The 21,189-nt window shown below is 52.4% G+C and carries 23 protein-coding genes; 14 read left to right on the forward strand and 9 right to left on the reverse strand.

Annotation, left to right across the window (positions count from 1 at the left end; all coding sequences use genetic code 11):
- Positions 1–2 precede the first annotated feature (2 nt).
- The 4 genes from KO1_RS01315 to KO1_RS01330 form a co-directional block, all read right to left on the reverse strand.
- On the reverse strand, positions 3–1,142 hold the full coding sequence (locus KO1_RS01315; protein WP_064406818.1) for a mandelate racemase/muconate lactonizing enzyme family protein: 1,140 nt from the start codon (positions 1,140–1,142) through the stop codon (positions 3–5).
- A gap of 17 nt (positions 1,143–1,159) precedes the next feature.
- Entirely contained in the window at positions 1,160–2,440 is a 1,281-nt protein-coding gene (locus KO1_RS01320) for an MFS transporter (protein WP_004103483.1), read from the reverse strand.
- A gap of 87 nt (positions 2,441–2,527) precedes the next feature.
- Positions 2,528–3,238 (reverse strand): SDR family oxidoreductase, encoded by a 711-nt coding sequence (locus tag KO1_RS01325; RefSeq protein WP_024274412.1) that lies wholly within the window; start codon positions 3,236–3,238, stop codon positions 2,528–2,530.
- Positions 3,239–3,252: 14 nt separating this feature from the next.
- Positions 3,253–4,026 (reverse strand): SDR family NAD(P)-dependent oxidoreductase, encoded by a 774-nt coding sequence (locus KO1_RS01330; protein WP_004103480.1) that lies wholly within the window; start codon positions 4,024–4,026, stop codon positions 3,253–3,255.
- 253 nt (positions 4,027–4,279) lie between these two features.
- Here KO1_RS01330 and KO1_RS01335 point away from each other — a divergent pair, with 253 nt between their 5' ends.
- On the forward strand, positions 4,280–4,930 hold the full coding sequence (locus tag KO1_RS01335; RefSeq protein WP_004103478.1) for a GntR family transcriptional regulator: 651 nt from the start codon (positions 4,280–4,282) through the stop codon (positions 4,928–4,930).
- 19 nt (positions 4,931–4,949) lie between these two features.
- Entirely contained in the window at positions 4,950–5,444 is a 495-nt protein-coding gene (locus KO1_RS01340; RefSeq protein ID WP_004103475.1) for a very short patch repair endonuclease, read from the forward strand.
- On the opposite strand, the gene yedA is transcribed toward KO1_RS01340, so the two are convergent.
- Positions 5,419–6,330 carry a drug/metabolite exporter YedA gene (yedA, locus tag KO1_RS01345; protein ID WP_023321242.1) on the reverse strand — a complete coding sequence of 304 codons (912 nt, stop codon included), beginning with the start codon at positions 6,328–6,330 and terminating at the stop codon, positions 5,419–5,421. The two genes, KO1_RS01340 and yedA, sit on opposite strands and share 26 nt — an antisense overlap.
- A gap of 183 nt (positions 6,331–6,513) precedes the next feature.
- Here yedA and KO1_RS01350 point away from each other — a divergent pair, with 183 nt between their 5' ends.
- From KO1_RS01350 to dgcQ, 3 genes are all read left to right on the forward strand, one after another.
- The gene (locus KO1_RS01350; protein ID WP_024274411.1) at positions 6,514–7,425 is read left to right on the forward strand and encodes a DUF808 domain-containing protein; all 912 of its coding nucleotides are present in this window, start codon (positions 6,514–6,516) and stop codon (positions 7,423–7,425) included.
- Positions 7,426–7,500: 75 nt separating this feature from the next.
- Positions 7,501–7,680 (forward strand): YodC family protein, encoded by a 180-nt coding sequence (locus KO1_RS01355; protein WP_004113841.1) that lies wholly within the window; start codon positions 7,501–7,503, stop codon positions 7,678–7,680.
- Between the two features lie 107 nt (positions 7,681–7,787).
- Positions 7,788–9,455, forward strand: a complete 1,668-nt coding sequence (dgcQ, locus tag KO1_RS01360; RefSeq protein WP_024274410.1) for a cellulose biosynthesis regulator diguanylate cyclase DgcQ — start codon at positions 7,788–7,790, stop codon at positions 9,453–9,455.
- A gap of 329 nt (positions 9,456–9,784) precedes the next feature.
- On the opposite strand, the gene yodD is transcribed toward dgcQ, so the two are convergent.
- Entirely contained in the window at positions 9,785–10,000 is a 216-nt protein-coding gene (gene yodD, locus KO1_RS01365) for a YodD family peroxide/acid resistance protein (RefSeq protein WP_004103467.1), read from the reverse strand.
- A gap of 132 nt (positions 10,001–10,132) precedes the next feature.
- On the opposite strand from yodD, the gene dsrB reads away from it, so the two are divergent.
- Positions 10,133–10,321 carry a protein DsrB gene (gene dsrB, locus KO1_RS01370; RefSeq protein ID WP_004103466.1) on the forward strand — a complete coding sequence of 63 codons (189 nt, stop codon included), beginning with the start codon at positions 10,133–10,135 and terminating at the stop codon, positions 10,319–10,321.
- A 41-nt stretch (positions 10,322–10,362) separates the two neighbouring features.
- Here the strand turns inward: dsrB and rcsA are convergent, their stop codons facing one another.
- On the reverse strand, positions 10,363–10,986 hold the full coding sequence (gene rcsA / locus KO1_RS01375) for a transcriptional regulator RcsA (RefSeq protein ID WP_004103465.1): 624 nt from the start codon (positions 10,984–10,986) through the stop codon (positions 10,363–10,365).
- Positions 10,987–11,442: 456 nt separating this feature from the next.
- Between rcsA and yedD the strand changes: the two genes are divergently transcribed.
- A complete protein-coding gene (gene yedD / locus KO1_RS01380) occupies positions 11,443–11,859 on the forward strand; it encodes a lipoprotein YedD (RefSeq protein ID WP_160885925.1) in 417 nt (138 codons plus the stop codon).
- A 38-nt stretch (positions 11,860–11,897) separates the two neighbouring features.
- Here the strand turns inward: yedD and amyA are convergent, their stop codons facing one another.
- A complete protein-coding gene (amyA, locus tag KO1_RS01385) occupies positions 11,898–13,385 on the reverse strand; it encodes an alpha-amylase (protein WP_004103463.1) in 1,488 nt (495 codons plus the stop codon).
- 202 nt (positions 13,386–13,587) lie between these two features.
- On the opposite strand from amyA, the gene tcyJ reads away from it, so the two are divergent.
- The 5 genes from tcyJ to sdiA all read left to right on the forward strand — a co-directional run bounded on the left by tcyJ (position 13,588) and on the right by sdiA (position 17,918).
- The gene (gene tcyJ, locus KO1_RS01390; RefSeq protein ID WP_016808324.1) at positions 13,588–14,388 is read left to right on the forward strand and encodes a cystine ABC transporter substrate-binding protein; all 801 of its coding nucleotides are present in this window, start codon (positions 13,588–13,590) and stop codon (positions 14,386–14,388) included.
- 95 nt (positions 14,389–14,483) lie between these two features.
- Entirely contained in the window at positions 14,484–15,470 is a 987-nt protein-coding gene (gene dcyD / locus KO1_RS01395; protein ID WP_017145623.1) for a D-cysteine desulfhydrase, read from the forward strand.
- A 15-nt stretch (positions 15,471–15,485) separates the two neighbouring features.
- Positions 15,486–16,154: a cystine ABC transporter permease gene (gene tcyL, locus KO1_RS01400; RefSeq protein WP_004103458.1), complete on the forward strand. Its 669-nt coding sequence runs from the start codon at positions 15,486–15,488 to the stop codon at positions 16,152–16,154.
- Positions 16,151–16,903 carry an L-cystine ABC transporter ATP-binding protein TcyN gene (gene tcyN / locus KO1_RS01405; RefSeq protein WP_004113836.1) on the forward strand — a complete coding sequence of 251 codons (753 nt, stop codon included), beginning with the start codon at positions 16,151–16,153 and terminating at the stop codon, positions 16,901–16,903. Before tcyL ends, tcyN begins: the two co-directional genes overlap by 4 nt.
- Before the next feature lie 292 nt (positions 16,904–17,195).
- Complete coding sequence (gene sdiA, locus KO1_RS01410) at positions 17,196–17,918, forward strand: quorum-sensing transcriptional regulator SdiA (protein WP_004113835.1); 723 nt, start codon at positions 17,196–17,198, stop codon at positions 17,916–17,918.
- Between the two features lie 67 nt (positions 17,919–17,985).
- Here sdiA and KO1_RS01415 read toward each other — a convergent pair whose 3' ends face one another.
- Positions 17,986–18,210, reverse strand: a complete 225-nt coding sequence (locus KO1_RS01415) for a DUF2594 family protein (protein ID WP_004103455.1) — start codon at positions 18,208–18,210, stop codon at positions 17,986–17,988.
- 463 nt (positions 18,211–18,673) lie between these two features.
- On the opposite strand from KO1_RS01415, the gene uvrY reads away from it, so the two are divergent.
- Both uvrY and uvrC read left to right on the forward strand, forming a co-directional pair.
- Complete coding sequence (gene uvrY, locus KO1_RS01420) at positions 18,674–19,330, forward strand: UvrY/SirA/GacA family response regulator transcription factor (protein ID WP_004122102.1); 657 nt, start codon at positions 18,674–18,676, stop codon at positions 19,328–19,330.
- Positions 19,327–21,159, forward strand: coding sequence for an excinuclease ABC subunit UvrC (uvrC, locus tag KO1_RS01425; protein ID WP_004113833.1), 1,833 nt, complete (start codon positions 19,327–19,329; stop codon positions 21,157–21,159). The genes uvrY and uvrC overlap by 4 nt, the downstream gene beginning before the upstream one ends.
- Positions 21,160–21,189 lie beyond the last annotated feature (30 nt).

The raw sequence follows: 21,189 nt of genomic DNA on the forward strand, positions 1-21,189 counted from the left end.
GTTCAGACATCCGTGCGGGTAGTAATATTTTGCTGCCGAAGCTGCGTATCGTTTACGGCATAGCGCGCCAGCGTCCGGCTGTCGAACTCAATGCCGTGTCCTGGCTTTTCACCAGGGCGAATTGTGCCGTTCATTACCGGGCAAGGCGTCGTGATAATGCCCATTTCGCTCAGGCTCGCGCCTTTTAGCCCCTCAAATAGCTGGATATTGGGCAAGCCGCAGCCCAGATGCGCGATAAGCTCCATACCAAAATGCGGGATCACGGGAACGTTGTGGCTTTCGGCTAATTTTGCGATCTTCACGAATTCAGTAATCCCGCCCACGCGATAAACATCTGGTTGGATGTAGTCGCAAGCTTCTTGTCCAATCCAGTGGGCGAACTGGTATTTGGTGTACAGGCTTTCTCCCACGGCTATGGGGACCGGACATTTCTGGCGTAGCAAACGGTGGCCGTTGATATCGTCGCTGAGTAGCGGCTCTTCCAGCCAGTACACACCGGCATTTTTGAGTACCGCCATTCGGCGCACGGCATCGGCGGAAGACCACTTCTTGTTGGCATCCACGGCGATGTTGATCGCGGGTCCCACAAATTTGCGTACCGCCAGCAGACGCGCCAGATCGTCTTCGACGTTCTCACTACCGATTTTCATTTTGACCGTACGGTAGCCCGCGGCCAGAAACCCTTCCATCTGTGCGAGCAGGGCATCAATCGAGAGATGCAGGTTGACACCGCTGCCGTAACCGGGAAGCGACTCCCGGTAGCCGCCGAGCAGGCGGTAGAGCGGCTGATTTAGCTGCTGGCCAATCAGATCCCACAGCGCGATATCCACTGCGGCGATAGCGTGCGTTGTGATGCCCTCTGAGCCAATATCGTGGCTCTCCAGCCACATGCGGCTCCACAGTCGCTCGACGTTAAGCGGATCTTCGCCAATCACTTTGGCGACAAGATAATGGTCAATCAGGTTCTTAAACGCACTGCCGCCGATGCCCGTGCTGAATGTCCAGCCGGTACCCGTATGCCCGGTATCGCTTTTTAACCACAGCACGACAAATTCCAGACTGGAGAACGCGTAGTTCGACGACCCCCAGTTTTCGGTAAGCGGCACGCGGTACAGCCCGGATTTAAAATCAATAATTTTCACGCTCTTCTCCTCCGGGATCAGGCCAGGGCTTTATGCTCATCGCGCTGGGCGGCTTTTTTGACGAACAAAGCCACTACGGTTGCACCCAGTACGCCGAGGCAGCCCGCAAGAATAAAGGCGGCAGAATAGGAGCCGGAGCCAACAATAAAGCCGGTGACGGTTGGCGCGACGATGCCGGAGATATTGGCCAGTCCATGCATCAGACCGCCAGCGCTGCCAACGTACTCTTTCGGCGCAGCGTCCTGAATGAGTGTCCAGTAGGCCGGGGCGGCGATTTGCATAAAGCCGAAGGCGATAGTCATTAATGTGACAGCACCCATGGCGGTCTGCGTCTGGCTGATTAGCCCTACGCAGATAGAACAGATGCCGAAGCAGGTCACTAGCACTACTTTACGGGAGAAAAGCTGCTTGCCGGTTTTACGGTAGATAAAGTCGATAATGAACCCGCCGGATACGTAGCCGAGCGTTCCGGCAACCCAGGGCAATACGCCGACCAGACTCATGTCTTTCAGGCTGATCCCGGTAGTATCAACAAGAAACGTCGGGAACCAGTTCATAAAGAAAAACAGGACATAGTTAAAGCAAAATAGCGACAGGGCGGTAGCCAGAATTGAGGGCTGGAGGATTGCGCTCCACATGGAGGGGGCAGGCGTTCCCGGTGCGGTCTGCGGAGCCACGTCTTCTTCTTCGCCTTCAATAAGCTGCGCTTCTGCCGCAGAAACGCGTTTGTTATCACGCGGCTTATCGGTCGCGATCAGCGCCCAGATGATGGCCCAGGTAATACCGATAAACGCAATAATGATAAATGAGATCCGCCAGTTAAACGTCAGGCACAGAAAGCCCACTACGGGGCCGGAAATGGCACCGCCCAGCGGGCCGCCGGCCTGGTTAATGCCGACCGCGCGTGCGCGCTCATTGAGCGGAAACCAGTTGTTGACCACTTTATTGGCCGTTGTGGAGATGGGGCCTTCTCCGGCGCCGAAAAAGGCGCGGGCAATAAACATGGTCCAGAAGTTAAAGCAGCCCGCTGTCAGGCCGCAGATAATTGACCAGACGGACATCGACCAGCAAAATACCCGCTTGGGGCCGAATTTATCGGCCAGTACTCCGCCGATAAAATTAAATAACGCATAGCCAATAGAGAAACTGCCAAAAATAATCCCTTTTTCCTCAGGCGTTAGATGAAAGTCTTTGGTAATAAAGGGCATTGCGTAAGCCAGCGCGGAACGGTCGAGGTAGTTAATAACCATCGCCAGCGTCAGCATAACTAAAATGACACGACGGAATTGCGTATTCATAGAGATACCTTTCACTAATATAGGGTTAGCGGTAAAAACAATGCACAATTTTCGTAATAATTATTTTTTATTATTATTTGAGGTTTATCACTCCCTGATGGGATCCAGGTAACGTATTTTCCGGGTGACATAAAAACCACCGTCAAGCGTTAACATCGCGCCATTAAAACTGTGAATTTGCGGATCGGTTAACAGCGCGCAGGTTTTGGCTATCTCCATTGCGCCAGTATATTCCAGCAGCGGAATACCATCATCTTTATGTAACTCTCTGAGCTGCTCGACGAACGTTTTTTGCTGCGGATCCTCTCTGGTGAAACCGCGAAACAGGGTGTTGATTTTTATGCCATAGGATACCAGTTCCTGAATGCCGGAGCGGCAGGTATTCATCAGCGCTAGCTGGCTGGCGGCACCGTAAGAATAATACTCCGTCGGCACCAGCGCGGCGATGTGCGCCAGCGTGACGACGCGCCCCTCAACCCCCTGTTGCACCATCTTTTTACAGGCGCTTTGTACCCACCATAGTCCGCGTTCCAGGTCGTCGTTCATGGTGTTCGCAATAATATTATCATCGTCGTCCAGCATTGAGCCACGAAGCGGCGGCGGAGAAATATAAATGAAAGCGTTTAGCTTTCGCCCGTCAATAATAATGGTATTGATAGCCTGATTTATTTTTTCATATTCGGTTTGCTGGCTAAAATAAACCTCCCAACCCTGCTGTAAATACAGATTTTCCAGGGTGGATAGCAGTTCGGGTTCGGCCTTGCCGCCAGCAATCAGAATCGTATTTTTGTGTTCCATCGTCATTCTCCTGATTAAATACAGCGGATATGCTGGCCGCCATCAATTTTAATAAAATCACCGGTAACTACCGCGCCTTTGTCCCCGGCTAAATACACTGCAGCCGCGCCAAGCTCTTCGATGGTTGCTGGTTGACCAACAGGAATTGTCGCCAGCAGTTTCTTGCGTCCCTCGCGCGTGGCCAGTTCAGGTTTAGGATCGTTGATATTAGTATCGACAAACCCCGGCCAGAGCTGGTTCACCGTGATGCCGTAGCGTGCCAGCTCGAAGGCCATCGACTGACTCATCTGATCGATAGCAGCTTTGGTGGCAGCGTAGACTCCCATCAGCGCCATTGGACGGCGCGCGTGGCCTGAGGCAACGTTGATGATGCGCCCGCGGATCCTTTTTTTTACCATCATGCGGGCTGCGTGGCGGGCGCAGTCATAGGTTCCTTTAATATTGATATTCACCGCATGGTCAAAAGCCGGTTTACTGATTTCGAGGAACGGTTCCCAGACGCATACGCCGGCGTTGTTAACCAGAATATCGAGGCGTCCAAAGTGAGTATCGATATCATTAAACATTTGGCGTACTTGTTCAGGATTGGATATATCGGCCTGGACAAGCAGGGCGCGCCTTCCGAGTCCGCGGATAATGCCGGCAACTTGTTCTGCTTCTTCTGGATTCACAACGTAGTTGATGACGATATCAGCGCCAGCTTCGGCAAGGGCGCAGGCAATACCTTTGCCGATCCCTTTCATATTTCCCGCACCCGTCACCAGTGCGACCTGGTTATGTAGATTCACGACTTTCTCCTTTTAGTGTGCAACACATGATGAACGCATCCTGCGTTGACGATATCTTAGTCACTTAATCAACAACTGATATATTAGTTGGTTATTAGATTTGCACTTCGTGAAAAAAACATCCATCATCTGTTGGGCTAAATACGATGTCGATCACAAGTTTTGTCGTAACTGTTTAATTAACTGAGAATTTTCGATTTTCATTTTTGCTGTATTGCGCGGATAATGCTGCAATTCAGCAGGGAGAACGCTAATGAATCCACCCGTCAATAAAATGAATCAGGCCTATGAAGCCATTGAAAGCATGATTATTTTTCAGGATCTTGCGCCAGGCTCGATGGTGTCTGAAGCGCAGCTCATGGAGCTGACCGGCTTTGGTCGTAGCCCGGTAAGGGAAGCGTTACAGCGTCTGGCCAATGACCGACTGGTGGAAATCTATCCCTATAAGGGCGTATTTATTCCGGCGATTTCCGTTGAAGTACAGCTCAAGGTTCTGGAGCTACGCCGCTGTGTAGGCGAGTTCGCTGTGCGTCTTGCGACCCGGCGTGGCACGCACCAGCAGAAGAAAGAGATGCTGCTGCTGGCGGAATCTTTTGAGGCGATTAGCGATATTTCGCATATGCGGCAGTTCGGCGCGCTGTTGAAACAAACCTATGCCTTGATTGGCCTGGCCGCCGAGAACGAATATCTCCAGCCGTGCCTTTCTCCGCTACAGGGGCTTTCTAGTCGTTTCTGGTTTGCGCAGCTTAGCGCCAGCAACCAGCAAGAGCTGGTAAAAGCATCGCAGCTGAATGCCACCATGCTGCGTAATATCTGTCATGGTGACGAAGAACTGGCTGCCAGCGCGTCGAAAAACGTCAACGATTACTTCACCGAGTTTACCTATAAGTCTCTAACTCGCTGATTAAAATATGAGATTAACCATGGCCGACGTTCACGATAAAGCCACCCGTAGTAAAAACATGCGCGCGATCGGCACCCGCGATACGGCAATTGAGAAACGGCTGGCGGGGCTGCTGGCGCGTGCCGGTTTTTCCTTTACCGTACAGGACGCCGCGCTCCCCGGCCGCCCGGATTTTGTGGTATCAGACTATCAGTGCGTAATCTTTACTCACGGCTGCTTCTGGCACCATCACGACTGTTATCTGTTTAAGGTGCCCGCGACGAGAACCGAATTCTGGCTCGACAAGATAGCCAAAAACGTGGCGCGCGATCGCCGGGATATCGGGCGACTGGTGGAGCAGGGATGGCGGGTGCTGGTGGTCTGGGAATGCGCGCTGCGCGGGCGAAAGAAGCTTAACGACGAAGCGCTGGGCGAACGACTGGAAGAGTGGATCTGCGGCGGCGATCGGTGCGCGCAGATCGATACTCAAGGCATAGGTCTGTTAGACGTTACTTCTGCGCCTTACAGGACGTAATCTCGCGACGAACCGGGAACAGGTATTTGCCGAGCGTCACCAGAATGACCGCAAAAATTATGATGCCGAGCGCCAGCCACTCTACGGGAGATAAGCTTTCCCCGGCAAAACCGGTGCCCAGCAGGACGGCGACTACCGGGTTGACGTAGGCATAGCTGGTCGCCACGGCTGGCGTCACGTTACGAATTAAATACATATAGGCGTTGATGGCGATAAGCGATCCGAAGATAGCCAGATAGGCGACGGCAAAAATGCCGGACCATGATGGCATCTGGGTTAACTTTTCCCCAGTCAGTGAGGACGCTATCATTAGCACGATCCCTGCCGCCAGCATCTCAATGGCGCCCGCCATCATTCCGGTCGGTAGCTCGATTCGCGAACCGTAGACGGAGCCAAAGGCCCAGCTCATCGAGCCGATCAGAATCAGCAGCGCTCCCCAGGGGTTACCATTCAGGTTGCCGCCGCTGTTAAGCAGAACAATACCTGCCAGACCTATCGCGATCCCTAACCACTCAAGCTTGCGGGTCGCTATACCAAAAAAACGGCTAAAACATAGGGTAAACAACGGTACCGTCGCGACCATGACTGCCGCAATACCTGAGGGGACGTGCTGGTGTTCGGCAAGCGTCACAAAACCATTGCCTACGGCCAGCAGCAAAACTCCGATCAGCGCCGCGTTGAGCAGCGGTTTGCGCGACGGTAGCTTATGGCCCGTGGCCAGCAACCAGGCGAGCAGCACCGCGCCAGCGGAAAGAAAGCGCACGCCAGCCATCATCAGCGGAGGCCAACTGGCGACGCCAACGGCGATAGCGAAATAGGTGGAACCCCAGATGATATACAGCGCAAACAACGCCCCGATGAGCGGCAACAGCTGACGGGTAGACATACTTCCTCACGACGGTGCAGAGATAGAAAGGAGACGTATAGTAAACGTGAAAACTATCGTGCTGGCGAGCGCTTTAGTTAGCCTGCCGCGGTTAAATTTATGTTGACTAAGAACGCCAGTGGGCGAAAAAGCGCTTTTGCTTCATACTTCATGAGGAACAATCATAAATGAAGGAATGCAATTTTGGCGGGAAGTAGTCTATTAACCTTATTGGATGATATTGCCACTTTACTCGATGATATTTCGGTCATGGGGAAACTGGCGGCAAAAAAAACGGCAGGCGTATTGGGTGATGATTTATCGCTTAATGCTCAGCAGGTAACCGGCGTGCGGGCCAACCGTGAATTGCCGGTGGTATGGGGCGTAGCTAAAGGCTCATTGATCAATAAAGTGATTCTGGTGCCGCTGGCGCTGTTGATTAGCGCTTTTATCCCGTGGGCGATTACGCCACTGCTGATGCTGGGTGGCGCCTTCTTGTGCTTTGAAGGCGTCGAGAAGGTGGTGCACACTCTGCAGGCGCGTAAACATAAAGAGGATCCGCAGGTTCGCCAGCAGCGGCTTGAAGCCCTGGCCAATCAGGACCCGATGGCGTTTGAACGAGATAAGGTAAAAGGCGCGGTGCGCACAGATTTTATTCTGTCTGCGGAAATTGTCGCGATTACCCTCGGGATTGTAGCTGAAGCGCCGTTATTAAATCAGATTCTGATTTTGTCCGGCATTGCGCTGCTGGTGACGGTGGGGGTGTACGGTCTGGTGGGGGTTATCGTCAAGCTTGATGATATGGGCTACTGGCTGGTGGAGAAAAGCAGTGCGCTGGCGCAGTGGACAGGGAAAGCTTTACTGGCGATTGCGCCTCGTCTGATGAAGGTGCTGTCCATCGTCGGCACCCTGGCGATGTTCCTGGTCGGCGGCGGCATTGTGGTCCACGGTATCACGCCGCTGCACCATGCCATTGAAAATCTGGCTCAGGGGCAGAATGGCGTCATTGCCTCGCTGCTGCCAACGGCTGCAAATCTGGTGCTGGGATTCATTATTGGCGCCATCGTGCTGGCCGTGGTGAAAGCGATAGCCGCTCTTCGCGGTTCTACGGAGTAAATGTGCTATCTATCATGCAAAGTGGTTCACCTTCGTCTAAGGTAAATCTGTTTCTTCCTGATACCGGAGGCAAAAATGGTCTTGTTGGTCAGTGATGAAGTGAGACGCAAAAACGGCGGCCCCCGCATGGTCGTTACCGGATTCGCCAGCGGCATGGTGGAATGTCGTTGGTATGACGGTTACGGCGTAAAGCGCGAGGCATTTCGTGAGGATGAACTTATCCGTGGAGGAGGAGGGAAGCTGAACCGCACCTGACCCTCCATCAGCGCCCGGCATCCGTCGGGCGTTTTCATATTGTGAATTATTTTACCAACAGGGAGCGTGGATGAAGTTTGCTTCTTTAACCGTGCTGCGAGAAAACGATGGATAAGCTGATGTGGGTGAAAAAGCTGCGCCAGATTTTAAGCCCCGGATATGTGGTTAACCTCTGTTTTTTTATCGTCTTCTGCTTCTCTACGCTGTTGATATGGCGTGAGATCAAGGTTCTGGAAGAAGCCTACGTCGCTAACCAGCGCAACAACCTTGAAAACGTGGCACATGAATTTGACAGCCTGCTGCAATTTAATATCGACAGAATGATTTTTTTTCGTAACGGCATGCATTCCGCGCTGGAGACGCCGTTAGATTTTGCCGTGCTGCGCAAGGCCGAAGAGAGTTATTTAGCGAAGCGACACGATCCGATCTGGTCAGTTGAGATTCACAATCGACGAACGCTGCCGGTCTACGGTGTTGCCGATGCCTTTATCGACGGCGACGAACTTCTTTCCCGCGACACTCCCTTTTCCGGGAACGAGCTGATGGCTACCCTTGAACTCGGTTATATGCTGCGCCTGGCCAATAACAACCGGGGTTTCGCTAAGCGTATGCTGTACGTGTCGCGCAGCGGCTTTTTTATCACCACTGAGCCGCTGAAAAATTCGACGCAGGCGCTGGCGCTCTATTCCCAGGCTACGAGCGATGCCTGGTTTACCCGCCAAACGCAGCGTAATAACCCTGCTCGCGGTATCGTATGGCAAACATTTTCCGGCGATGAATCGCCGCGTGAAATACCGGTGATAACGGCGTCTATTCCGCTTGATTTCCAGCGTTTCTGGCTCGGTGTCCTGGCGATGGACTTCTCGGTACAGGAGATGAAGGCGTTTCTGGTCAATGCGATAAAGACGGGTGAGGAAGGCGAGTATCAGCTTTATGATAATCAACTTAATTTGATAGCTTCTTCTGCGCCGGGCAACGTGCTGACGCTGCTGTCTACGCATGAACAGGAGATGCTGAAGCGCGCTTTTGCTGGTGAGAATCAGGGGGGGATTCGCCTGGTTACCCGTTATATCAGCTGGGAGAAGATCCGCAATTTTGATGGGGTGCTAATCCGTATTCACACTATTCAGGAGGGGGTACGCGGCGACTTTGGCAGCATCACTATTGCCCTGATGCTGATGTGGTTAATGTTCACCCTGATGTTGATGATCTCGTGGTTCGTAATTCGGCGAATGGTGCGCAATATGAGTATGCTGCAGACCTCCCTCGAATGGCAGGCATGGCATGATGCGTTGACCCGCCTGTTAAATCGGGGGGCGTTATTTGAACGCGCCACGGCAGCTGCTCGCCAGAGCGAACGCCTGAAGCGTCCAGTGGCGGTGATTCAACTCGATCTTGATTACTTTAAAAGCGTTAACGATCGGTACGGGCATCATGCGGGGGATCGCGTGCTGACGCTGGTGGCCAGTACTATCGCCAGCCATATTCGCGAAGGCGATTTTGCAGGGAGGGTTGGTGGAGAAGAATTCTGCATCGTCCTGCCTGATACCAGACTAAAAGAGGCGACGGCCATTGCAGAACGGATCCGTATACGGGTCAATAGTCGTGAAATTTTACTCGGCAACAGCGCCTCTTTACGTATCACCGCGTCGTTTGGAGTGAGCTGCAGTGAGGATTCCAGCGACTACAGCTTTGAGAACCTGCAGTCGGTTGCCGATCATCGTTTGTATCTTGCCAAGCAAAACGGGCGCAATCAGGTATGTGCGGACGGGTGATGTATCATTTATCGTGTGAATAAAATGAATTTAAATCATCCGTTTTGGCTATTTTAGTGAGATTATTCTTAAAAACATTGAGCGATGCGCAAACGTTCGTGGAAGAATAAATAGCGAGAGTCCTTGCCTGGCGAGCGTTGCCAGCGCAGGCGGCTTTCTTGACCCCATTTTTCAATAATTTACTCCATGAATGTTTGTTGTCATGCAAAATAATTGAGGGTAATGTTTGTAGCGCATCGGATATCCTGGTGTAACGAATTTTCAAGTGCTTCTTGCATTAGCAAGTTTCATCCCGACTCCTGCGAGTCGGGATTTTTTTCGCGCAACGATCAGCGATTAGCTTCGGTAACGCTAAAGTCATGGATATCGAGTTCAAAGGCCTCGGCCAGCTCGCGCCAGGTATGGTAACCCCGGCCATCAATGCTGACGTGATGAGGATCGTCTTGCGTTCGCTGGACTTCACTTTCGCTGATTTCATTAATCGCCGCCAGCAGGGCGTCAACATCAACGCTTCCCGTGCCTTTGTGCTCTTTGGCGATTTTCATTTCGGCTACCTCGCTTAACTCAGACAGGGCTCCTTAAGTATAGACGGTCTACAAAAACAGCAGTTGCCCGGCCGGACACTGCGCGATCGGCAGTTTTGTTCTACACTGGCTCAAAAATAGAGGAGATGAGTTATGCAGGTAAACGATCGTGTCACGGTGAAGACCGATGGTGGCCCACGTCGGTCGGGCGTTGTGCTGGCAATAGAGTCGTTTAGCGAAGGGGTCATGTATCTGGTTTCGCTGGAGGATTATCCGCTGGGGATCTGGTTTTTTAACGAGCACGGCCATCCTGACGGTATATTCGTTGAGCGGGAAGAGTGATTCGCCGCGAGTGAACTGGCGGCAGCGGCCGCCAGCGTTTTTCAACGCAGGTTGACGTGAATTCCGGATGTGATGTTTTCGGTCAGGCGGACGATGTGATAAATCACCTGTTTATTGTGGGTTTGAATCTTCTTTTTAATATTGCCCTTGTGCGAGGACACGGTCTTGGCCTTAATGTTCATCTGCGCTGATATGTGAGAGGTTCCGTGTCCGGCCATCCACATCTGAAGCATATTTGATTCGGTCTGGCTTAAGGTCAGCGTGGGAATATTAATCCGGGCAGCACGATAGTTCTCATATTTAAGACGGTTGGCGAGAATGTCATCAAGGTCTTTTTCGGTCAGCGATTTCGAGCACACGAGTAAGTTTTTGCGCACCAGCAGGTAATGGTCGAAATGAATATTGGCCAGCGACATAAAGATAATGAATAGCGTGGCGGGATACTGGCTGATGATTTGTCGGACAAGCTGGTTGCTCTCTTCATGATGAATAAAACAATCCTCATTGATAAATACTACGGCAGGGCGGCTGGCTTCACACATTGCCTTCAGGTTTGACGCACTCTGTACTTCTGCGATCTCACGCTTCTTTACCCCCCTGCTTGTCAGGTACCCGGTTAATCCCAGCCGGGTGAAGCTGCATAAATCCATGATAATCGTTGACATGACCCATCCTCAATCAACACGTAACGATAATTTATCCCTCGCCGACAAGCGCGATGAAGTCCATTTTGTTAGCAATTAAAACGACCGCTGCCGTGGAACCATTAGGCAGCCTGAACTATTCCTTAATATGCCCCTAATTTGCCAGGAATATTCTCAAAGTAAAGACGACAAAAGGCTATGTGGAGGAAATAAAAACATTAAATACCCGTCATATATAAGTTTGCCATTTTTACGCTATTTTAAAATAGGATTATCCTTATATTGAGTGGTTAAAATAACGTCTTCGAATTAATGGCATTAATGGGATGGATGAGAATAACTTAACATTCCATGGCTATTTTTTGCCATATAACGCGGTGCAGGCGGGCGCTCTGCTTAGCCTGTACTCGATCCCGGAAGAGTGGCGGGCTTACCGCTTTAATGCCACAATGCTTTTTTTATCGGTTTGTGGGATGAATGATGAAAAAGATGGTACTGGCTGGCGCGCTGCTAGCCCTGACCGGGTGCGTGCAGGTTGATAGCTACAGCGATGTTGTTAAAGCGCCGGCGCCTGCAGGGCTGGAGGGATACTGGCAATCGGCAGGCCCGCAGAGTGAAATGATGAGTCCTGACGCGATAGCGAGCCTTATCGTGACCAAAGAGGGTGATACGCTTGACTGTCGACAATGGCAACGGGTGATCGTCCTGCCGGGGAAATTAATGAAGCGTGATGATGTGATCTATAACGTTACCTCCGCGTTAGATGTCTATCCGCTTGAGCGTGAAGGCAATACGCTGCGCTACGATCGTATGACGCTTAAACGGGTGGATCGCCTCACTCCGGAGTGTGAACTGGCGTGGAAAAAAGCGTCGGCTGATAAAAGCGGACGGTAAGCTTGATGCGGGCTGAATCCTTCTCAGCCCGCGAAGTTTTATAGTGCTTCCTCAATCACCCACACGCTTACGCTGCCGCCACTACAGGTGAAAGTCCCGTTTCCTTCATCGTCGGTTTCAATAACCTCATCGCGGTTGCCGAGAAAATCTCGCCAGCGTTTATTGCGGTAATTTTCGCCCAGAGGGAGCGTTTTTTCCCCATCGTCGCCGTTGGAGAGTACGACCACGCAGCCCGGATCATCCTCGGTGCCGCTCCGGCTGAAGGCAATACAGTTCGGATGATCGAACCAGAGCGTTTGTACACCGTGGGCAAAACGCTGGCGGGCGTCGATCAGTTCGTGTAGTTGTTCGATTACCGGCATCTCAATAGCGTAGCTCTCGCCATCGCCACCGGTATCTTCATAGCTGGCGCCGAAGAGATCGGCATAAAAGACCGAGGGAACGCCGTTTTCACGCAGCAGAATCAGCGCATACGCCAGCGGCTTGAACCAGGCCTCAACCGGCGCCTCGAGCGCCTGCAGCGGCTGAGTATCATGGTTGGTCACCAGGGTGACGGCGTGGAAAGGGTCGGCTTCAACCAGCGTGCCGCTAAAAATCTGGCTCATGTCGTAATCGCGACCCTGCCGCGAAGCTTCATGAAATTTCATCTGCAGAGGGGCGTCGAACAGCATCGTCTTGCCGTCAACCATGGCGATATACTGCTGAAGCTTATCAACTTCGTGCGACCAGTATTCCGCGACGATAAACAGCGGTTTTGTCGCCACCTCCTGGACGTGTTCGATCCACTCTTTATAAAACCAGGCGGGGATATGTTTAACCGCATCGAGGCGGAAGCCATCGCACCCGGTCTGCTCCATTACCCAGCGCGCCCAGTATTTAATCTCCTCGGTAACCGCCCGATTGCGAAAATCGATATTTTCGCCCATCAGATAGTCGAAGTTGCCCATTTCATCATCGACCTGATCGTTCCATCCGTCGCCGGTGTAGTCATTGACGAGTTTAAACACGCCATCTTCATCAGGATTCTCTATATGATCGATCCCGCTGAAGCACTTATAGTCCCAGATGAATTCAGAGTATTTACCGGCGCGGGCGGGGAAGGTGTAACGCGTCCAGGCCTCGCACTCAATAATCTCATCAGAGATTTGCGTACGATCGTTTTGATCAACGCGCTGAATGCGTACCGGCTCTTTTTCATCGGCCCCCATTTTGTGGTTAACCACAACGTCAAGCAGCACGGCGATATCGTGCTGGCGCAGCGCGGAGATTGCGGCGAGGAGCTGGTCTTTATCGCCATATTTGGTGGCGACTGAACCTTTTTGGTCAAACTCGCCGAGGTCAAACAGGTCGTAGCAATCATAGCCGACAGAGTAGCCGCCGGAGGCGCCCTTGTAGGCAGGAGGCAACCAAACCATGTTGATGCCGATTTCGTTAAGGTTTGGCGCGAGGGCTTCGACTTCACGCCATAATTCGCCGCCGGTTGGGTAGTACCAGTGAAAGCACTGCAGTAACGTGGGGTTTTTCATCTTCCTTGCTCCAGACGTCATCAAGCTGACCATTGCAGTATGAGAGATATCCAGCAAAACGGAGATGTTTTCGATACGTTTTCGCTATGCCCTAAAAGGCATCATATATAATAATTCGGAATAAGATGTAGCATATCGATGTTGGTGACTGAGGCTAAACGCCTTACACTGCAGCAAAATATCACTCTGTTAGGGGTATCTAATGAAATTAGCACTTCTGGGTCGTCAGGCGCTGATGGGCGCAATGGCCGTCGTTTTAATGGCTGGCGTCAGCGTAAAAACCTTTGCGGCTGAAAACCTGCTTAATCAGGTCAAAGAGCGTGGCACTCTACGCGTGGGTCTGGAAGGGACTTACCCGCCGTTCAGCTATCAGGGAGATGACGGTAAGCTGACCGGTTTCGAGGTGGATTTTGCCAACGAACTGGCGAAACATCTGGGCGTAAAGGCTGACCTTAAGCCCACCAAGTGGGACGGCATGCTGGCTTCGCTGGATTCTAAACGTATCGATGTCGTGATAAACCAGGTCACCATTTCCGATCAACGTAAGAAAAAATATGATTTCTCGACGCCCTATACTGTTTCAGGGATTCAGGCGCTGGTGAAAAAAGGGAACGAGGGCGTGATTAAAACCGCCGCTGACCTGAAAGGTAAGAAAGTCGGCGTGGGTCTGGGCACCAACTATGAAGAGTGGCTGCGTCAGAACGTCCAGGGCGTCGACATTCGTACTTATGATGATGATCCGACGAAATATCAGGATCTGCGCGTGGGCCGTATCGACGCCATCCTGGTTGACCGCCTGGCGGCGCTGGATCTGGTGAAGAAAACCGGCAATACCCTTGCCGTCACTGGTGAAGCCTTCTCCCGCCAGGAATCCGGCGTCGCGCTGCGTAAAGGTAACGAAGACCTGCTGAAAGCGGTTGATGGCGCCATTGCAGAGATGCAAAAAGATGGCAGCCTGAAGGCGCTATCGGAAAAATGGTTTGGCGCTGACGTCACGAAGTAACGGTCGGCGGTGAAAAAAGGCGCTCCTGATAGCGCCTTTTTTTATTTCGCGCCTCACAGCGTGCATAATTAAGGATAATTCAGTCAGGAGGTTTTATGTCACTGCAAAATTTAACCCTTTTCCCGCGTCTGGAGCTGATCGGCGCGCCGACGCCGCTTGAATATCTGCCGCGCCTTTCCGATTATCTCGGTCGTGAAATCTTCATCAAGCGTGATGACGTCACCCCGCTTGCAATGGGTGGTAATAAGCTGCGCAAGCTTGAGTTTCTCGCGGCTGATGCGCTGCGGGAAGGTGCGGATACGCTGATTACCGCCGGAGCCATCCAGTCGAACCATGTCCGTCAGACGGCAGCGGTGGCGGCAAAACTTGGCCTGCACTGCGTGGCGCTGCTGGAAAACCCAATGGGTACCCGGGCTGAGAACTATCTGACTAACGGTAACCGATTGCTGCTTGATCTGTTCAATACCCAGGTCGAAATGTGCGACGCGCTGACCGATCCTGATGCTCAGCTGGAAGAGCTGGCGACCCGCATTGAAGCTCAGGGCTATCGTCCCTACGTGATTCCGGTGGGCGGTTCGAACGCGCTGGGCGCGCTGGGCTATGTGGAGAGCGCGCTGGAAATTGCTCAGCAGTGCGAAGGGGCGGTTGAGCTTTCCTCCGTGGTCGTCGCATCCGGCAGCGCCGGTACGCATGCCGGTCTTGCGGTGGGACTTGAACAGCTGATGCCAAATGTCGAGCTTATCGGCGTAACGGTATCGCGCAAAGTAGCCGACCAGCTGCCAAAAGTCGCCGCGCTGCAGCAGGCGGTGGCAAATAGCCTGGAGCTGGAAGCAAAGGCCGGTATCCAGCTATGGGATGATTACTTTGCGCCGGGTTACGGGATACCGAACGACGAAGGAATGGCGGCGGTCAAGCTGCTGGCGCAGCTGGAAGGTATCCTGCTGGATCCGGTCTATACCGGAAAGGCAATGGCCGGACTGATTGACGGTATCAGCCAGAAGCGCTTTAAGGATGAAGGCCCAATCCTGTTTGTTCATACCGGCGGCGCGCCTGCGCTGTTCGCCTATCATCCTCATATCTGATGCAGAACACATAGAATGCAAGAGAGTATCCAACTGGTTATCGATTCCGCGCCTTTTCTACTGAAGGGCGCGGTATTTACGCTACAGCTCAGCATCGGCGGCATGTTTTTTGGCCTGGTGCTGGGGTTTATTCTGGCGCTGATGCGCATGTCACCCGTCTGGCCGATTAAATGGCTGGCGCGGATGTATATCTCCATCTTTCGCGGAACGCCGCTGATTGCGCAGCTGTTTATGATCTATTACGGCTTGCCGCAGTTCGGTATTGAGTTGGATCCTATTCCCGCAGCGATGATTGGCCTGTCTTTAAATACCGCGGCCTACGCGGCAGAAACGCTGCGCGCGGCGATCGCCTCCATTGATAAAGGGCAGTGGGAGGCGGCGGCGAGTATTGGTATGACGCGCTGGCAGGCGATGCGCCGCGCGATCCTTCCGCAGGCCGCGCGGGTGGCGCTGCCGCCGCTTTCCAACAGCTTTATCAGCCTGGTCAAAGATACTTCTTTGGCCGCGACTATCCAGGTGCCGGAGCTGTTCCGCCAGGCTCAGCTAATCACCTCGCGCACGCTGGAAGTTTTCACTATGTACCTGGCTGCTTCGCTGATTTACTGGGTAATGGCGACGGTGCTTTCCACGCTGCAAAACTATTTTGAAAATCAGCTGAACCGCCAGGAGCGTGATCCAAAATGAGTGCGATTGAAGTAAAAAACCTGGTGAAAAAATTCCATGGCCAAACGGTGCTTCACGGTATCGACCTTGAGGTTCAACAGGGCGAAGTGGTGGCGATTATCGGACCCAGTGGTTCAGGGAAAACCACGCTGCTGCGCAGTATTAATCTGCTGGAACAGCCGGAAAACGGTACCATTCGCGTCGGCGACGTGACCATCGATACCGCGCGCAGCCTCGGTCAGCAAAAAGCGGACATCCGCCGTCTGCGTCAGCATGTGGGCTTCGTGTTTCAGAACTTTAATCTTTTTCCCCACCGTACGGTGATGGAGAACATCATTGAAGGGCCGGTGATCGTCAAAGGGGAGGATAAAAATGAATCCATCGCCCGGGCGCGTGAGCTGCTGGCCAAGGTGGGGCTTACCGGTAAAGAAAACAGCTACCCGCGTCGTTTGTCCGGCGGGCAGCAGCAGCGCGTGGCAATTGCTCGCGCGCTGGCGATGCGCCCCGATGTCATCCTGTTTGATGAACCAACCTCGGCATTGGATCCCGAGCTGGTGGGGGAGGTGCTGAACACCATACGTCAGCTGGCGCAGGAGAAGCGTACGATGGTTATCGTTACCCATGAGATGAGCTTTGCCCGCGACGTAGCGGACCGCGCTATTTTTATGGATCAAGGGCGTATCGTTGAACAGGGAGACGCGAAATCTCTTTTTGCCAATCCTCAGCAGGCGCGTACCCGCCAGTTCCTCGAAAAATTCCTGATGCAATAATCTTAGTGCCCAGGCCGCTTCCGCTCAGGCTGAGGGGAGCGGCCTGCTAAACGACGCTTAACCGAGTTTCGGTAAAAGTTAAAAGTCCAGCCTCAGGACATAATCAACGCCGATATATCTGTCAAGGTTTTGTGCCACAACTGCGGGCATACTTTTCACGCATCAGGCGCTGTTGCCAGTCGCCATCTAATAAATGCGATGGCTACCATATTTTATACATATAAGCAGGATTTATGTGTTAGTTTTATGTATTTATAATAATGATTATCACTCAGGAGTTATTTGGTCAGTTATGAGGGACAATGATTTTTTCAGCTGGCGGCGGGAAATGCTGCAACAATTTCAGTCAGCTTCTGCAGGCGAAGGAGTTTTTCATCTACTCCAGCAGCAGGCACAAGCGCTGGAATATGACTACTTCGCGCTCTGCGTACGGCATCCCGTGCCTTTCACTCGCCCCAGGGTAACCCTGCAATCGACCTATCCTCCGGCCTGGATGTCGCATTATCAAGCCGAGAATTATTTCGCGATTGACCCGGTACTGCGCAAGGAGAATTTCCTTCGCGGGCATCTACCCTGGAACGATAAGCTATTCCACGACACCCCTGAATTATGGGACGGTGCGCGCGATCATGGCTTACGAAAGGGGGTAACGCAGTGCCTGACGCTGCCTAACCATGCACACGGATTCTTATCCGTCTCAGGAACCAGCCACAGCCAGGGGCCCTTTGAGGAAGATGAACTGGAGATGCGCTTAAGAACCCTGACCGAACTGAGTCTGCTGACGCTCTTGCGGCTGGAGGACGAAATGGTTATGCCGCCGGAAATGAAATTTAGTCGACGTGAACTGGAGATTTTGAAATGGACAGCGGAAGGCAAAACCTCGGCTGAGGTCGCAATGATTCTGTCTATCTCAGAAAATACCGTCAATTTTCATCAGAAGAATATGCAGCGAAAATTCAATGCGCCAAACAAAACGCAAATTGCCTGCTACGCGGTAGCGACGGGATTAATTTGATCTTATAGGTTGTTCTGCGTGCCAGACGTAAGACCGGCTGTTAGTCATACCTTCAGCCGGTGAATCATTACTGACGATATGCCTGCTTAATTTGCTTAACGGTGCTGGAGAATACGGCAGCCTGAGCCACATCTTCCATCTGCGCAATTTGCTTTTCCATTTTAATAATCACTCGGCCTGCATCCGCCTGACCCATGGCCTGCAGCATCAGCGTCATCATCGCTTTCAGGCACGAAACTTCCTGTGCCAGTTCTTGATTATTTTCCGCAGTGGAAAAATCTGGTGTGCTCATCGATATCCTCGTTTGCTTTCTGCGCAAATGCGCATGTCTAAAAGTGAAGGCGGCGCAGTATACCACAAGCAAAGGAAAAAAAAGGAGTGCTTGGTTTTCGTTCTCTCATTTGAATGGTGAATGTTTTAATTGGCTGAATAATACGTAATCATGAGATGTAAGCAGCTTAATTTTTTCCATGACGCCGTTTCACTGTTAATATTTGTTACATATTCAGGCGCGTATTTCTCATCTACGCAGAGTGTTGTGTTTTTACGTAATCTGTGTGATGAATGTTAAAAAACAACCGTTTCGCAACTCTATGTTAAGTATGGCTTTCCAGCAGGTGTGCAGGCAGATTTCCATAATTGCCTAAGAAATCTTTTCCAGGACATTTTTTGACTTTTAAAGTTACGCTAAAACCCGGTAATATGTAGGAGATAAGCTATCAGTGGCGTTATCCCTAATTCTGGAGAATATTCCTTTGATCAACGTCCTTCTTGTTGATGACCACGAACTAGTGCGCGCAGGGATACGACGCATTCTGGAAGATATAAAAGGGATTAAAGTTGCCGGCGAGGCCTGCTGCGGTGAGGATGCCGTGAAATGGTGCCGCGCAAATCCCGTTGATGTAGTCCTGATGGATATGAACATGCCGGGAATCGGCGGCCTTGAGGCTACGCGAAAAATTGCCCGTTCCGTTGCTGATGCCAAAGTGATTATGCTGACCGTGCATACGGAAAATCCGCTGCCGGCGAAAGTCATGCAGGCCGGCGCCGCTGGCTACCTCAGTAAAGGCGCTGCGCCGCAGGAGGTAGTCAATGCGATTCGCTGCGTGGCTTCGGGTCAGCGTTATATCGCATCCGATATCGCTCAGCAGATGGCGCTCAGCCAGATTGAACCGGAAAAGGCCGAATCGCCGTTTGCCAGTTTGTCTGAGCGAGAATTGCAGATTATGCTAATGATTACTAAAGGTCAGAAGGTCAACGAGATCTCAGAGCAGTTAAATCTGAGTCCCAAGACCGTGAACAGCTACCGCTATCGCATGTTCAGTAAATTGAACATTCACGGCGATGTGGAGCTGACGCACCTGGCAATTCGCCATGGCCTGTGCAATGCGGAGTCGTTAGCAAGTCAGTGAGTGATGTTTTTGATGCAAAAGCTTTCCTGAAAACCGTAACCAGCCAGCCGGGCGTCTATCGTATGTATGATGCTGGCGGTACTGTTATCTATGTAGGCAAAGCAAAAGATCTGAAAAAGCGGCTTAGCAGCTATTTTCGCAGCAACCTGGCTTCGCGTAAAACCGAAGCGCTGGTGGCGCTTATTGCCCAGATTGACGTTACCGTGACCCACACCGAAACGGAAGCGCTGCTGCTTGAGCATAACTATATTAAGCTTTATCAGCCGCGCTACAACGTGCTGCTGCGCGATGATAAATCCTACCCCTTTATTTTTCTTAGCGGCGATACGCATCCCCGCCTGGCGACGCATCGTGGAGCCAAGCATGCGAAAGGCGAATATTTCGGTCCGTTCCCCAACGGCTACGCCGTTCGCGAGACGTTAGCGCTGCTGCAAAAGATCTTTCCTGTCCGCCAGTGCGAAAACAGCGTTTATCGCAACCGCTCGCGGCCGTGCCTGCAGTACCAAATTGGCCGTTGTCTCGGGCCATGCGTTGCCGGGCTGGTGAGTGAGGAAGAGTATGCTCAGCAGGTCGACTACGTACGCCTGTTCCTGGCGGGTAAAGACGATCAGGTACTGACTCAGCTGATTGCCCGCATGGAAAAAGCCAGCCAGGCGCTGGAGTTTGAAGAGGCTGCGCGGATCCGCGACCAGATTCAAGCCGTCCGTCGGGTAACGGAGAAGCAGTTCGTCTCCAATACCGGGGACGATCTCGATGTTATCGGCGTGTCGTTTGATGCCGGAATGGCATGCGTCCACGTGCTGTTTATACGCCAGGGAAAAGTCCTTGGCAGCCGCAGCTATTTCCCCAAAGTGCCGAATGGTACCGAACTGGGTGAAGTGGTGGAAACGTTTGTCGGGCAGTTCTATTTACAGGGCAGCCAGATGCGGACGCTGCCGAGCGAGATCCTGCTGGATTTCAACCTCGGCGACAAAACCCTGCTGGCAGATTCGCTCTCAGAACTGGCCGGACGCCGGGTTAACGTACAGACCAAACCTCGCGGCGATCGCGCCCGCTATCTGAAACTGGCGCGGACTAACGCCGCGACGGCGCTGACCACCAGGCTTTCTCAGCATTCAACGATAACTCAGCGCCTGCAGGCGCTCGCGACGCTACTCAAACTCCCCGCCGTCAATCGGATGGAATGTTTTGATATCAGCCATACGATGGGCGAACAGACCGTCGCGTCGTGCGTGGTTTTCGATAGCAACGGACCGCTGCGTGCGGAATATCGCCGCTACAATATCACTGGCATCACGCCCGGGGACGATTATGCGGCAATGAATCAGGTGCTTCGTCGTCGCTACGGCAAGGCAATAGAAGAGAGTAAGATCCCCGATGTCATCTTGATCGACGGCGGTAAAGGCCAGCTTGGCCAGGCGAAAACGGTCTTTGCCGAGCTGGACGTGCCGTGGGATAAAAGTCATCCGCTGTTATTAGGCGTGGCAAAAGGCAGCGATCGCAAAGCGGGCCTGGAGACGTTGTTCTTCGAACCGGAAGGCGAGGGCTTTAGCCTGCCGCCGGATTCCCCCGCGCTGCATGTCATACAGCATATTCGCGACGAGTCGCACGATCACGCCATTACCGGCCACCGTAAAAAACGGGCAAAAGTAAAAAGCACCAGCACGCTGGAAACCATCGAAGGGGTGGGGCCAAAACGCCGACAGATGCTGCTGAAATATATGGGTGGTCTGCAGGGACTGCAGAAGGCCAGCGTCGAAGAGATTGCGAAAGTACCGGGTATATCTCACGGTCTGGCAGAAAAGATCTTCTACTCGTTGAAACATTAGGGGCTCTGTAGCAACATAGGGCTAATTTTT

This window comes from Klebsiella oxytoca NBRC 105695 (assembly GCF_001598695.1).
In the GTDB taxonomy this organism is placed as follows: domain Bacteria; phylum Pseudomonadota; class Gammaproteobacteria; order Enterobacterales; family Enterobacteriaceae; genus Klebsiella; species Klebsiella oxytoca.